Here is a 13,978-nt window from a genome sequence, read left to right as displayed (position 1 = left end):
ATTCTGAATGTGATACGGCCTATAAAATAGTCGTGTTTTCCGGGGTATACACTAAAATCCGGTTATTATTCAGTCGCTTTTGCGCTTTTTCCGGCTGTTGTGCTTTTGCGCGCGCAGCCCTGTTGCCTATTGTGGAAATTATCATGACAGTCGTCCGGGTCATCTTGCCAGTCCCTCTGACACAAACGTTTGATTATTTATTGCCTGATAACCTGCCCTGTCCTGTGGCGGGTGCGCGGGTCATTGTGCCGTTCGGCAGGCAAAAACAGGCAGTCGGAATTGTTGCGGAACTGGCAGAGAGCAGCACTTTCAGCCCGGAAAAACTCAAAGCGGTCACAGAGTGTCCGGACGATGACACCTTGTTTCCGGGCGATTTATGGCCGCTGCTGAACTGGGCAGCACAGTATTATCATTATCCGTTAGGCGAAGTGCTGTTTCACGCCATGCCTATCCTGCTGCGCCAGGGCAAAGAAGCGGCATTCACACCGCTGTGGCGCTGGGAAGTCACCCCGGAAGGGGCAGAGATTGATATCCATACTCTGAAGCGCTCCCCGAAACAACAGCAGGCGCTGGCCTGCCTGCGCCGCCAGCCGGTTTACCGCCATCAGACCGGCGAATATGAATTAAGCGACAGCGCGTTACAGGGGCTGAAAAAGAAAGCCCTGATCGCACTCAATGATGTACAACCGGAAGCAAAAGACTGGCGGCCGGATTTTGCCGTCACCGGCGAGCGCCTGAAACTCAATACTGAGCAGGCAACCGCAGTCGGCGCTATCCGCGCGGAGCAGCATCAGTTTTCGCCGTGGCTGCTGGATGGCGTGACCGGTTCCGGCAAAACGGAAGTTTATCTGAGCGTACTGGAAAATGTGCTGGCAGAAGGTCATCAGGCACTGGTTCTGGTGCCGGAAATCGGGCTGACCCCGCAGACTATTTCCCGCTTCCGGGCGCGCTTTCATGCTCCGGTGGATATTCTCCATTCCGGTATGAATGACAGCGAACGCCTCGCGGTCTGGCTGCGGGCAAAGCGCGGCGATACCGCGATTGTGATCGGCACCCGCTCCTCGCTGTTCACGCCGTTTGCCTCCCTCGGTATTATTATTATTGATGAGGAGCACGACGGCTCTTACAAACAGCAGGATGGCTGGCGCTATCATGCCCGCGACCTCGCGGTTTTCCGCGCCAAGAAAAATAATATTCCTATCGTAATGGGAACCGCCACGCCTTCGCTGGAAACACTGTGCAATGTCAGACAGAAAAAATACCGTCTGCTGCCGCTGACACAACGGGCGGGAAATGCACAGCTTGCTGATCAACATCTGCTTGATCTGAAAGGTCTTCCGCTGACAACCGGCTTATCACAGCCGCTGATAAAACGGATCCGTCATCATCTGGCGGCGGATAATCAGGTCATTCTGTTTCTCAACCGCCGTGGCTATTCACCGACGCTACTGTGCCATGAGTGCGGCTGGATAGCAGAATGCCCGCGCTGCGATCACTTTTATACACTGCATCAGAACCATCGCATGCTGCGCTGCCATCAGTGTGACAGCCAGCGTCCGGTACCAAAGCAGTGCCCCAAGTGCGGCTCCACACAATTAGTGCCGGTCGGTCTGGGTACAGAGCAACTGGAAGATGGCATCACGCCGCTGTTCCCGGATATTCCGGTAACGCGGCTGGATCGCGATACCACCAGCCGAAAAGGTGAGCTGGAACAGCACCTGGCCGCAGTTCATCAGGGCGGTGCGCGGATCCTCATCGGTACGCAGATGCTGGCAAAAGGTCATCACTTTCCGGATGTGACACTGGTTGCACTGCTGGATGTGGATGGGGCACTGTTCTCCGGGGATTTCCGGGCAGCCGAGCGTTTTGCACAGTTATACACCCAGGTTTCCGGGCGGGCAGGTCGTGCCGGAAAGCGCGGGGAAGTGGTTTTACAGACCCACCATCCGGAACACCCGCTGCTGACGGTCCTGCTGGACAAAGGCTACGGTGCGTTTGCGGTACAGGCACTGAATGAGCGCCAGAGTGTCTGTCTGCCGCCTTATACCAGTCAGGTGATGATCCGCGCGGAAGATCAGAATAACCAGCGCGCAGGGGCATTCCTGCAAACCGTTCGTCAGTTGTTTGAATCACACCCTCTGCGGGATGAACATTTCTGGCTGATGGGACCGCTTCCGGCAATTCAGGCTAAGCGCGGCGGGCGTTTCCGCTGGCAGTTACTGTTACAGCACCCGTCACGCAGCCAGTTACAAAAAATTGTCGCACAGGCTATCCCGCATATTCAGCAGTTGCCCGAAAGCCGGAAAGTCCGCTGGAATGTTGATGTGGATCCGACTGATGGCTGATACTTTACTTACCGGACGGGAATGCGTGTAATATCGAAAAAATTGAGATATCTCACAGTTTTATGCAAACCGGGTAACGGATTAGTTTTACAAAGGGTTTAGAATAACGCTGAATATATACCCAAAGTCATTCAGGATGCAGGAAGGCGGCAAGGGAAAACAGACGGGGAGCATACATCAGTATGTGACCCGGCTAACTGAGCGTAGCCAACACACCTGCAGTTTGAATGAATAAGGGTATAGAACAATTAATAAGCCGCCTGCGTTTTACTTATGAAGCTCAGGCGGTTTTTCACAGGCATGTGACAAAAACAGCGGATGATACCCAACGTCATTCAGGATGCAGCCAACGAACCTGCAGTTTGAATGAATAAGGGTATACAACAATCACAAAAACCGCACAGATAATTCACTTACAGGGTAAACAAAGGAACCAACGATGGAAGAACGCCGCAATGATACCGGCGCGACCATGAAAGATGTCGCTAACGCTGCCGGCGTCTCAACAGCGACAGTTTCACGAACGCTGATGAACCCGGAAAAAGTGTCGGTGCAAACCCGGCAGAAAGTTGAAAATGCCGTTCTGGAAGTCGGTTACTACCCGAATAATCTCTCCCGGGGATTAAAACGTAATGATTCCCGCACCATTCTTGTTATCGTGCCTGACATCGGCGACCCTTTTTTTACTGATATCATTGTCGGAATTGAAGAAATTGCCGCGCAGCATGGCTATCTTGTGCTGATTGGCGACTGCCGTTATCAGCACAAACCGGAACACACATTCCTTAACCTGATTGTCACCAAACAAATTGACGGCATGGTGTTACTCGGCTCGAACGTCCCGTTTGACCGCCCTGATGAACAGCGCCATCTCCCGCCGATGGTGATGGCAAATGAATTTGCACCGGAACTGGAGCTGCCGACTGTCAATATTGATAACCTGACGGCGGCGTTTAATGCCACACACTATTTGCAGCAACTGGGACACGGGCGGATAGCCTGTATCTCAGGTCCGGAAGATTTACCTCTCTGCCAGTACCGTATCGAGGGGTATATTCAGGCAATGCGCCGGATGGGAATGCCGGTGCGCAAAGAATATCTGGTTCGCGGGGATTTCACACACGAAAGTGGTGCCGCCTGTGCCGCACAACTGCTGGCGCTGCCCGAACCACCCACCGCTATTTTTTGTCACAATGATATTATGGCCATTGGTGTTCTCTGGGCTGCCAGACAGCAGGGGCTGACACTGCCACGGGATCTTTCTGTGGTGGGTTTCGATGATTTACCGGCGGCGCAATATTGCTCCCCGACCCTGACAACGATTGCACAACCCCGCTATGAGATAGGCCGCCACTCTTTTTTACTGCTGCTGGAACAGTTGCAGGGACGCGCTGTTGCTAAGGGATCACGGCTCCTGGATTCTGATTTAATCATCAGAGAAAGTGCTTGTGCGCCTAAAAGCTAGGCAAAAACCGCCATATTCAGTAACATGTAAGGCTGAATAAGATATTTTCTTACGTTTCCTTAGTCGACTCATTTAGCGAATTGAAATAGTGGCACAACGAGATTATGTGGGACGTGGTCGCTCAGCACCGCGTAAAAAAAAGTAAATCACGGAAAAAAGGTCAGGCTAAAGGTCTCCCTTTTACGACGTTAGTCATTGCGGCGGCACTGGTTGTCCTTTTTGTCGGCGGACTTTTTTATCTGGTCCATAACAAAAAAAATCCGTCGGATGCGGCTGGTGCATTACCTCCGGCACATCAGCAGAGCACAAATAACGGGCTTCCGCCGATTCCGGAAGAGCGCTGGCGCTATATTAAAGAACTGGAAAACCGTGAAGCGGGCGTTCCGGAACAGTATTACAACAGCACTCAGCCGCCGGTAAACCGGATAGACCCGGGTGCTAAACTAACGCAGGAACAGCGCCAGTTACTGGAGCAGATGCAATCCGATATGCAGCAGGCACCGGTTCAGTTACAGGGTGTGCCTGCAAATGGCGAAGTACCGCGCTCCAGGGTAGTTATCACCGAGCCGAATCAGCCGCTGCGGATGCAGACAGACACCCCGCGCACCGCACCACTGGTTGCGGAGAAACCGGCTGAAAAACCAAAACCACAGCCGGTACAGGAAAAACCGAAAGCGGAAGCTGAGCGCTGGTTAATCCAGTGCGGGTCATTCCGGGAAACAGAGCAGGCGGAGAGTGTCCGCGCCAGTCTTGCATTCTCCGGGCTTGAAAGCCGCGTCTCACAAGGCGGTGGCTGGTATCGGGTAATGCTCGGACCGTATGATAAGTCTGCTGCTCAATCTGTCAAAAGCCGTGCCTCTGATGCCGGTGTAACAAATTGTATTCTTCGCTCCACCGGGGGTTGAAAACCTTCAACCCTCCCCCATATCTAAAGTTAATTCGACACCACCGGGTCAAATCCTGCGGTGTCTCTCTATCTTTTTTTAGCACAACCAGGGGCTGATTCATGACAACAATCGTAAGTGTTCGCCGTAATGGCCAGGTCGTAATTGGTGGTGATGGACAGGCGACAATGGGTAATACCGTCATGAAAGGTAATGTCCGCAAAGTCCGCCGTCTCTATCACGACAAAGTTATTGCCGGTTTCGCCGGGGGCACCGCAGATGCCTTTACACTCTTTGAACTGTTTGAACGCAAGCTTGAAATGCATCAGGGACACCTGACAAAAGCCGCTGTTGAGCTGGCAAAAGACTGGCGGACAGACCGCATGCTGCGCAAATTAGAAGCGCTGCTGGCCGTGGCAGATGAAACTGCATCACTGATCATCACCGGCCAGGGCGATGTTATCCAACCTGAAAATGATCTGATTGCCATTGGTTCCGGTGGTCCGTACGCCCAGGCTGCTGCCCGCGCCATGCTGGAAACCACTGATCTGAGCGCCCGCGAAATCGCAGAGCGCGCTCTCACTATCGCCGGTGATATCTGTATCTACACCAACCATAATCAGAATTTTGAAGAATTATCTTCAAAATCATAAGGATCGATTTTATGTCTGAAATGACTCCACGCGAAATCGTCAGTGAGCTTGATAACCATATTATCGGGCAGGATAAAGCTAAACGCGCCGTTGCCATCGCACTGCGTAACCGCTGGCGCCGTATGCAGCTTGATGCTGAGCTGCGCCACGAAGTGACGCCGAAAAATATTCTGATGATAGGTCCGACCGGTGTCGGTAAAACAGAAATTGCCCGTCGTCTGGCAAAGCTGGCGAATGCGCCGTTTATTAAAGTGGAAGCCACTAAATTTACTGAAGTCGGTTATGTGGGTAAGGAAGTCGATTCCATTATCCGTGACCTGACCGATTCCGCCATCAAAATGGTGCGTATGCAATCCATTGAGAAAAATCGCCACCGTGCCGAAGAAATGGCAGAAGAGCGTATTCTGGATGTGCTGATTCCGCCGGCGAAAAATAACTGGGGACAGACCGACAGCCCGGCTGAGCCATCAACTGCCCGCCAGGCATTCCGCAAAAAACTGCGTGAAGGTCAGCTGGATGACAAAGAGATTGAAATTGAAGTCTCTGCATCCTCAATGGGTGTTGAAATTATGGCGCCTCCCGGCATGGAAGAGATGACGAATCAGTTACAGTCCATGTTCCAGAACCTCGCCGGACAGAAACAAAAACCTCGCAAAATGAAGATCAAAGAAGCCTTCAAATTGCTTATCGAAGAAGAAGCCGCAAAACTGGTCAATCCGGAAGAGCTGAAAGAGCAGGCAATTGAAGCCGTCGAACAGCACGGGATCGTGTTTGTCGATGAAATCGATAAAATCTGTAAGCGCGGCGGTCAGTCCTCCGGTCCGGATGTTTCCCGTGAAGGTGTTCAGCGCGACCTGCTGCCGCTGGTTGAAGGCTGTACTGTCTCCACCAAGCACGGCATGGTAAAAACAGATCACATTCTGTTTATCGCATCCGGTGCATTCCAGGTATCCAGCCCGTCAGACCTTATCCCTGAGTTACAGGGTCGTCTGCCAATCCGTGTGGAGTTACAGGCATTAACCACGGAAGATTTTGAACGTATCCTGACTGAACCGAATGCCTCACTGACGGTACAGTACAAAGCCCTGCTGGCGACAGAAGGCGTGAATATCTCCTTTACGACTGATGGCATCCGTAAAATTGCAGAGTCTGCATGGCAGGTGAATGAAACCACCGAAAATATCGGTGCCCGTCGTTTGCATACGGTGCTGGAACGATTAATAGAAGATATTTCCTACAATGCCAGTGAAATACAGGGGCAATCCATTGAGATCAATGCAGAATATGTGAAAGATCATCTGGATCAGCTGGTTGCTGATGAAGATTTAAGTCGCTTTATTCTGTAATTCGATAATAATTATACCCAACATCATTCAAGATGCAGGCAGGCAGCAAGGGAAGACAGACGGGGAGCATACATAAGTATGTGACCCGGCTGGATGAGTGCCGCCAACGAACCTGCAGTTTGAATGAATAAGGGTATAGACTCAATGTCATTCAGACCGCCCGGTGATATACGTCCGGCGGTCTGAAATAAAAGACAATAATGGGGGATATTTATACCCAACGTCATTCAAGATGCAGGCAGGCGGCAAGAGAAGACAGACGGGGAGCATACATAAGTATGTGACCCGGCTGGATGAATGCAGCCAACGAACCTGCAGTTTGAATGAATAAGGGTATATCTCCCATTATTTTTGTCGTTACTATCAAATTCTGAAAAAAGTAAGTGAGCGTCAATGTCAGTCACCGCCCCACCTGTGGTCAGTCGTACCCAAGCCTGGTTAGAAAGCCTGCGGCCCAAGACATTACCTCTCGGGGTAATTGCCATTATTACCGGCTCGGCGCTGGCATACTGGACCGGTCATTTTAAATTTCCGGTCGCACTGCTGGCACTTATCACAACCGGTATTCTGCAAATTCTCTCGAATCTGGCAAATGATTACGGTGATGCGATAAAAGGCAGTGATACCGAAGCCCGCCTCGGACCGCTGCGGGGCATGCAAAAAGGCATTATCACCGCCGCACAGATGAAAAAAGCGCTGATCCTGACCGTCACCCTCGCCTGTCTTTCCGGACTGGCTCTGATTATTGTCGCCTGTGAAAAACCGGAAGATATTGTCGGCTTTCTGGGGCTGGGTGTTGCTGCAATTATCGCCGCTATCACCTATACCGTCGGGAAAAAACCTTATGGCTATCTCGGGCTGGGCGATGTTTCAGTGCTTATTTTCTTCGGCTGGCTGAGTGTTATCGGCGCTTACTACCTTCAGGCGGGTCATTTCAGTTCACTGACCATCCTGCCGGCAACCGCCTGTGGTCTGTTATCCGTTGCTGTACTGAATATCAATAATATGCGTGATATCGAAAATGATATTATTGCCGGTAAAAATACCCTGGCTGTCCGACTGGGACCGCTCAAGTCGCGCCATTACCATACTGCATTGATTATTAGTGCGTTTCTCTGCCTTATTCTCTTCACCCTGCTGTACATGCATAGCTGGCACAGTTGGCTGTTCCTGCTCTCCGCACCGGTTCTGTTCATGCATATCAGACGGGTACTGGGTGATATGAGTGCCGTAGGAATGCGCCCGTTGCTGGAGCAAATGGTTAAAGCCGCACTGCTGGTGAATATATTATTTTCAGCCGGGCTTGTGTGGTCGCGCCTGTAAACACAGAATACGCCGAAATATGCCGCTTCCTTGATTCAGATCGGAAAGCGGCCTGCTGTTGATTTTGCAAACAGCAGCAGGAAGGGGCTATACTGATCCTATCCGGCAGCAACCAGACATAAAATCCTATGAAAAATGATACCTTCGACACCTCCGAGCTTTGTGACATTTACCAGGAAAATGTGAATGTCGTTGAACCCCTGTTTTCCAACTTCGGGGGATGTTCATCATTCGGGGGACAAATTACCACCGTTAAGTGTTTCGAAGATAACGGACTGCTCTTTGATCTCCTGGAAGAAAACGGAGAAGGACGCATCCTGCTTATCGACGGAGGCGGTTCTGTCCGTCGCGCATTGATTGATGCAGAGCTGGCGTTTCTCGCAGTACAGAACGGATGGGAAGGAATTGTGCTCTATGGTGCTGTCCGTCAGGTTGATGACCTGTCTGAGCTGGATATCGGTATCCAGGCAATGGCGGCAATCCCGGCCGGATGTGCTTCTGAAGGCATCGGCGAGAGTGATATCCGCGTCAATTTCGGTGGCGTGACATTCTTCTCCGGCGATTATCTGTATGCAGATAATACCGGGATCATCTTATCTGACGTCCCGCTGGACGCACCGGAAGATGATGAAGAAAACGATGATGAAGACGGTGAAGATGAACTTACCGCAAATTAATTAACATTCGCGGAACACAAACACCAAAAAGGGCGGATATTCCGCCCTTTTGCATTTCTGACGCAGATGCTACCCATTTTCAGAACAAGCTTAACAACTCACCACCGAAAACCGGATTAACTTCCCGCCGCACATTAACTTATTCAAACACTGCGCTAAATCATTCGTTTTGTGGCAAGGCGGCGAAGTGAAGATATCCCCGGGAGCATACACAAGTATGTGACCGGGGTAGCTGAACAAAGCCAACGCAGCCACAGAGCGAAGGATGACGCGCAGATTACGCTAAATCATTCGTTCTGTGACAAGGCGGCGAAGTGAGGACGGCCCCAGGAGCATACATCAGTATGTGACCGGGGCGGACGAACAAAGCCAACGCAGCCACAGAGCGAAGGATGACGCGTAATTATTGGACGTCATCCATACGACCCAACAACGCTCTCAGACGCTCCTGCCAGCCGTTCAGTTCCTGCTTCAGCTGCTCATTCTCACGTACCAGCGTTTCATGCTGACCCGTTGCATTCTGCACTTCCCGGTTGAGGTTAGTGTTTGTTTCTTTTAATTCGTCGATTTCCATCTGTAACAGTGTGATGGTGTCGATTGCCTGCTGGACTTTTGCTTCCAGCTTTTCAAATACTTCAAATGACATCTTGCGTCCTCCATGTAAGCGATGCACTGATTGTAAGTAGGTGTTATCAATGTGTCCAGTCACATCCCGTGTATTCCTCATTCTTCCGCAGAATAAAATCCGGCTGTTATCACGGTTCTTTGTTGTTCATTTGTTATAAAATAAGCGAAATCGCTCAATTTGTTGACGGGACACGCAGATTTTGATTTCGTTATTTCTCGTTTCCGCTCATTAACGATAAATTCACACTCAGACATATGTCTGATACACGAAGAACATGATTTGTTAATAATTCACACTTATTTCACCTTCTCTGCATTATCAGGATTGATACTATGAGTCTAATGAAATCTCCTACCCTCTTCGGGCAATGCCTCTCCGAATTTATGGGTACAGCATTACTGGTCTTCTTTGGTTTAGGCTGCGTGGCGGCTGCCCGCATTGCCGGAGCGCAACTGGGATTATGGGAAGTAAGTATTATCTGGGGGCTGGGCGTTGCACTCGCTGTTTATCTGACTGCCGCTATCTCCGGGGCGCATCTGAACCCGGCGGTAACGCTGGCACTCTGGCTGTTTGCCTGCTTTGAGCGCCGCAAAGTACTGCCTTACATTGTGGCGCAGTTTCTCGGCGGGTTTGCCGCCGCCGCGCTGGTTTATGCCATGTATTACAATGTCTTCCTTGATTATGACCAGGTACACCATATTGTCCGTGGCACACAGGAAAGCCTCTTTACCGCCGGAGTATTCTCAACCTATCCGGCAGCGCCTGTCAGTGTCGGTCAGGCTTTCTTTATTGAAGTAGTGATCGCCGCTATCCTCGTCTGCCTTATCCTTGCGCTGACAGATGATGGCAACGGCGTACCGCGCGGTCCGCTCGCCCCGCTGCTGATCGGTCTGCTGATTGCCGTTATCGGCGGTTCATTCGGACCGCTGACCGGCTTTGCCCTGAACCCGGCTCGTGACTTTGGCCCTAAAGTGGTTGCTTACCTGGGTGGCTGGGGAGATATTGCCTTCACCGGCGGGCGTGATATCCCGTATTTTCTTGTCCCTCTGCTGGCCCCGGTTGTCGGCGGATTACTCGGCGCGTTTGGTTACCGCAAACTGATCGGCCGCCATCTGCCTTGTGAAGTGTGTGAAATCAAGGATGAAAAATAATCGCGTACGGTACATTACCGCGTGTTTGTTCACTCAAAAATTAAATAGGTTTTAATATGACAACAGAAACAATCACCCGTGAAAAAAAAGTATGTCGTCGCACTGGATCAGGGAACCACCAGTTCACGGGCAGTACTTTTTGATCGTGATGCTAATATTATCGAGATAGCACAGCGTGAATTTACCCAAATCTACCCGAAACCGGGCTGGGTAGAGCATGACCCGATGGAAATATGGGCAACGCAAAGCTCTGTATTAACAGAAGTGCTGGCGAAAACAGATGTGCACACGGATGAAATCGCGACTATCGGCATCACCAACCAGCGTGAAACCACTATTGTCTGGGAAAAAGAAACCGGTAAGCCGGTTTACAACGCCATTGTCTGGCAATGCCGCCGTACCTCAGATTACTGTACTCATCTGAAACAGGATGAGGAAATAGTCGAATATATCCGGAAAAATACCGGACTGGTGATTGACCCCTATTTCTCCGGCACAAAAGTGAAGTGGATCCTCGAGAATGTCGAAGGTGCGCGCGAAAAAGCCGAAAAAGGCGAATTGCTGTTCGGCACCGTTGATACCTGGCTGGTCTGGCGCATGACGCAAGGGCGCGTGCATGTCACCGACCACACCAATGCCTCACGAACCATGCTCTACAATATCCGCACCCTAGAGTGGGATCAGACTATCCTGGATCTGTTCGGTATCCCGCGCGCTATGCTGCCGGAAGTCAAAGCTTCATCTGAAGTTTACGGCAAAACCAATATCGGCGGGAAAGGCGGCACCCGTATTCCTATCTCCGGTATGGCCGGTGACCAGCAGGCCGCGCTGTTCGGTCAGATGTGCGTGCAGTCCGGCATGGCAAAAAATACCTACGGCACCGGCTGTTTCCTGCTGATGAACACAGGAACAGAAGCTGTCCGGTCTGAGCATGGTCTGCTGACGACGATTGCCTGCGGTCCGCGCGGCGAAGTGAATTACGCACTGGAAGGCGCGGTATTCGTGGGTGGCGCATCCATTCAGTGGCTGCGCGATGAACTTAAAATCATTGCTGACGCTACTGATTCAGAATACTTTGCAACTAAAGTCAAAGACAGTAACGGCGTGTATGTTGTACCTGCATTTACCGGTCTGGGTGCGCCGTACTGGGACCCGTATGCCCGTGGTGCGATTTTCGGGCTGACCCGTGGTGTGAACAGTAATCACCTGATCCGCGCTACTTTGGAATCCATCGCCTATCAGACCCGTGATGTGCTGGAAGCAATGCAGGCAGATGCCGGTACCCGTCTGAAAGCCCTGCGTGTGGATGGCGGCGCTGTGGCAAATAATTTCCTGATGCAGTTCCAGTCCGATATTCTGGGTACCCCGGTTGAGCGTCCGCTTATCCGCGAAAGTACAGCGTTGGGTGCAGCGCTGCTTGCCGGATTAGCTGTCGGTTTCTGGCAGGATCTGGAAGAGATTAAAGCCAAATCCACCATTGAAAAAGTATTCCGTCCCGGCATCGAAACCACTGAGCGGAATGTCCGCTACAGTGGCTGGAAAAAAGCGGTTGTCCGCGCACAGGACTGGGAAGACCACGATTAATCCTCTGTTTTCTGTTGTTTTATTCTTTACTTTGCCGCCGGTTCATACCGGCGGTTTTTTTTATTTACTATACCCTTATTCATTCAAACCGCAGGTTCGTTGACTGCACCTTGAATGACGTTGGGTATAAAGAATGCGCTAAATAAATAATGCGCGAAATAAATAGTCACCCACAGAACAAAACCCCGCCAGACCCGATACCGACCAATAAAAACAGATTAAACCTATAAATACCGATCATTGATCACAAAAAATCACTGTGTGTAATCAATATGTAACACTGTGTGCCGTGATTCACAGTAATAACGAACAAAAACGAATATTATTCGCCCGCAAAGGAAAATTAATAACGGAAAAATCGGTCATCATGCCGGGATACCGTTACATACTCTAAATAATTCCGGATGCATGCAGGCGACAAGCTCTGACCGCCGGGGAGCATACATAAGTATGTGACCAGGCGGGCTGAGCGCAGTCAACACACAGGCATCCTGAAGTATGACGAGTATAACTAATTAATAAAAAATCTTAGCGAAGGAGACGCATATGCTAAGCCTGTTTAAACCTGCGCCACATATTAAGCGGCTCAGCAATGATCGTATTGATCCGACATACCGCCGCTTACGCTGGCAGATCTTTATAGGGATATTTTTTGGCTATGCCGCCTATTATCTGGTGCGGAAAAACTTCGGGCTGGCGATGCCACACCTGATTGAGCAAGGGTTTACCCGGGGTGAACTGGGGACAGCGCTGTCTGCGATTTCAATCGCTTACGGGTTATCCAAATTTATCATGGGCTCCTTTTCGGATCGCGCAAACCCGCGTTATTTTCTCGCGACCGGGCTTATCCTCGCCTCCGCCATTATGCTGATTATGGGGTTTGTGCCGTGGGCAACATCCAGTATCTGGGTGATGTTTATGCTGTTATTTATCTGCGGGTGGTTCCAGGGGATGGGCTGGCCGCCGTGCGGGCGCACCATGGTTCACTGGTGGTCCCAGAAAGAGCGCGGCGGTATTGTCTCCGTCTGGAACTGCGCACATAACGTCGGTGGTGGTTTACCGCCAATGCTGATGCTGCTGGGAATGTATTGGTTTGGTGACTGGAAATCCGCATTCTATATGCCGGCTTTTGCCGCCATTCTGGTGGCGCTGTTTGCGTTCGCGTTAATGCGCGATACCCCACAATCCTGTGGTCTGCCACCGATTGAAGAATATAAAAATGATTATCCCGATGATTACACGGCGAAAAGTGAAGAAGAACTGACCGCAAAACAGATCTTCATGCAATATATTCTGCCGAACAAATTATTGTGGTATATCGCTATCGCCAACGTCTTTGTTTATCTCCTGCGTTATGGTGTGCTCGACTGGTCACCGACCTATTTACAGGAAGTTAAACATTTCGATATCAAAGGCTATTCTGTCGCTTATTTCTTATATGAATGGGCAGGTATCCCGGGGACACTGCTCTGCGGCTGGATGTCAGATAAAGTCTTCAAAGGTAACCGTGGTGCTACCGGCATGTTCTTTATGACCCTGGTGACAATCGCCACTGTTGTATTCTGGCTGAACCCGCCGGGAAATCCATCCATTGATATCGCGTGCATGATAACCATCGGTTTCCTGATTTACGGACCGGTTATGCTTATCGGCTTACATGCTCTTGAACTCGCCCCGAAAAAAGCAGCAGGGACAGCAGCAGGCTTTACCGGTCTGTTCGGTTACCTTGGCGGCTCCGTGGCAGCCAGTACCATTGTTGGTTTCACTGTCGATTATTTCGGCTGGGATGGCGGATTCGGTGTAATGATTGGCGGCAGCGTGCTCGCCGTGGTCTTACTGTTCGTTGTCATGCGCGGTGAGAAAAAGCATCATGAAGATGCCATCAACGCAAAGGCATAATAACGGATATACCCTTATTCATT

The 13,978-nt window shown here is 50.8% G+C and carries 11 protein-coding genes and 1 pseudogene; 10 read left to right on the top strand and 2 right to left on the bottom strand.

Annotated elements, in window-relative coordinates:
* Window positions 1–19: 19 nt before the first annotated feature.
* Window positions 20–145, bottom strand: coding sequence for a hypothetical protein (locus AYY16_RS21480; RefSeq protein ID WP_263317267.1), 126 nt, complete (start codon window positions 143–145; stop codon window positions 20–22).
* Here AYY16_RS21480 and priA point away from each other — a divergent pair.
* From priA to rraA, 7 genes and pseudogenes are all read left to right on the top strand, one after another.
* On the top strand, window positions 144–2,345 hold the full coding sequence (priA, locus tag AYY16_RS16775) for a primosomal protein N' (RefSeq protein ID WP_067369328.1): 2,202 nt from the start codon (window positions 144–146) through the stop codon (window positions 2,343–2,345). The two genes, AYY16_RS21480 and priA, sit on opposite strands and share 2 nt — an antisense overlap.
* 439 nt (window positions 2,346–2,784) lie before the next feature.
* A complete protein-coding gene (gene cytR, locus AYY16_RS16770; protein WP_067369247.1) occupies window positions 2,785–3,810 on the top strand; it encodes a DNA-binding transcriptional regulator CytR in 1,026 nt (341 codons plus the stop codon).
* An 88-nt stretch (window positions 3,811–3,898) separates the two neighbouring features.
* Window positions 3,899–4,715: pseudogene (ftsN, locus tag AYY16_RS16765) on the top strand (cell division protein FtsN).
* Window positions 4,716–4,816: 101 nt separating this feature from the next.
* Window positions 4,817–5,347 (top strand): ATP-dependent protease subunit HslV, encoded by a 531-nt coding sequence (hslV, locus tag AYY16_RS16760; protein WP_067369243.1) that lies wholly within the window; start codon window positions 4,817–4,819, stop codon window positions 5,345–5,347.
* A gap of 11 nt (window positions 5,348–5,358) precedes the next feature.
* The gene (gene hslU, locus AYY16_RS16755; RefSeq protein ID WP_067369240.1) at window positions 5,359–6,693 is read left to right on the top strand and encodes an HslU--HslV peptidase ATPase subunit; all 1,335 of its coding nucleotides are present in this window, start codon (window positions 5,359–5,361) and stop codon (window positions 6,691–6,693) included.
* 393 nt (window positions 6,694–7,086) lie between these two features.
* On the top strand, window positions 7,087–8,016 hold the full coding sequence (locus tag AYY16_RS16750) for a 1,4-dihydroxy-2-naphthoate polyprenyltransferase (protein ID WP_067369237.1): 930 nt from the start codon (window positions 7,087–7,089) through the stop codon (window positions 8,014–8,016).
* Between the two features lie 128 nt (window positions 8,017–8,144).
* Window positions 8,145–8,693, top strand: coding sequence for a ribonuclease E activity regulator RraA (rraA, locus tag AYY16_RS16745; RefSeq protein ID WP_067369234.1), 549 nt, complete (start codon window positions 8,145–8,147; stop codon window positions 8,691–8,693).
* 403 nt (window positions 8,694–9,096) lie between these two features.
* On the opposite strand, the gene zapB is transcribed toward rraA, so the two are convergent.
* On the bottom strand, window positions 9,097–9,339 hold the full coding sequence (gene zapB, locus AYY16_RS16740) for a cell division protein ZapB (RefSeq protein WP_067369231.1): 243 nt from the start codon (window positions 9,337–9,339) through the stop codon (window positions 9,097–9,099).
* A 314-nt stretch (window positions 9,340–9,653) separates the two neighbouring features.
* Here zapB and AYY16_RS16735 point away from each other — a divergent pair, with 314 nt between their 5' ends.
* The 3 genes from AYY16_RS16735 (at window position 9,654) to glpT (ending at window position 13,955) form a co-directional block, all read left to right on the top strand.
* On the top strand, window positions 9,654–10,472 hold the full coding sequence (locus AYY16_RS16735) for an MIP/aquaporin family protein (RefSeq protein ID WP_067369230.1): 819 nt from the start codon (window positions 9,654–9,656) through the stop codon (window positions 10,470–10,472).
* Between the two features lie 78 nt (window positions 10,473–10,550).
* A complete protein-coding gene (glpK, locus tag AYY16_RS16730; protein WP_067369227.1) occupies window positions 10,551–12,056 on the top strand; it encodes a glycerol kinase GlpK in 1,506 nt (501 codons plus the stop codon).
* A 546-nt stretch (window positions 12,057–12,602) separates the two neighbouring features.
* On the top strand, window positions 12,603–13,955 hold the full coding sequence (glpT, locus tag AYY16_RS16725; protein WP_067369224.1) for a glycerol-3-phosphate transporter: 1,353 nt from the start codon (window positions 12,603–12,605) through the stop codon (window positions 13,953–13,955).
* Window positions 13,956–13,978: the final 23 nt, after the last annotated feature.

Source organism: Morganella psychrotolerans (assembly GCF_001676155.1).
Taxonomy (GTDB): domain Bacteria; phylum Pseudomonadota; class Gammaproteobacteria; order Enterobacterales; family Enterobacteriaceae; genus Morganella; species Morganella psychrotolerans.
This window is presented reverse-complemented; position numbering and strand designations above follow the sequence as displayed.

Excerpts from the sequence above, each read along its gene's own strand:
- AYY16_RS16735 (WP_067369230.1), top strand. The coding sequence starts at position 9,654 with ATGAGTCTAATGAAATCTCCTACCCTCTTCGGGCAATGCCTCTCCGAA.
- AYY16_RS21480 (WP_263317267.1), bottom strand. The coding sequence starts at position 145 with ATGATAATTTCCACAATAGGCAACAGGGCTGCGCGCGCAAAAGCACAA.
- hslV (WP_067369243.1), top strand. The coding sequence starts at position 4,817 with ATGACAACAATCGTAAGTGTTCGCCGTAATGGCCAGGTCGTAATTGGT.
- glpT (WP_067369224.1), top strand. The coding sequence starts at position 12,603 with ATGCTAAGCCTGTTTAAACCTGCGCCACATATTAAGCGGCTCAGCAAT.
- hslU (WP_067369240.1), top strand. The coding sequence starts at position 5,359 with ATGTCTGAAATGACTCCACGCGAAATCGTCAGTGAGCTTGATAACCAT.
- rraA (WP_067369234.1), top strand. The coding sequence starts at position 8,145 with ATGAAAAATGATACCTTCGACACCTCCGAGCTTTGTGACATTTACCAG.
- cytR (WP_067369247.1), top strand. The coding sequence starts at position 2,785 with ATGGAAGAACGCCGCAATGATACCGGCGCGACCATGAAAGATGTCGCT.
- priA (WP_067369328.1), top strand. The coding sequence starts at position 144 with ATGACAGTCGTCCGGGTCATCTTGCCAGTCCCTCTGACACAAACGTTT.
- zapB (WP_067369231.1), bottom strand. The coding sequence starts at position 9,339 with ATGTCATTTGAAGTATTTGAAAAGCTGGAAGCAAAAGTCCAGCAGGCA.
- AYY16_RS16750 (WP_067369237.1), top strand. The coding sequence starts at position 7,087 with ATGTCAGTCACCGCCCCACCTGTGGTCAGTCGTACCCAAGCCTGGTTA.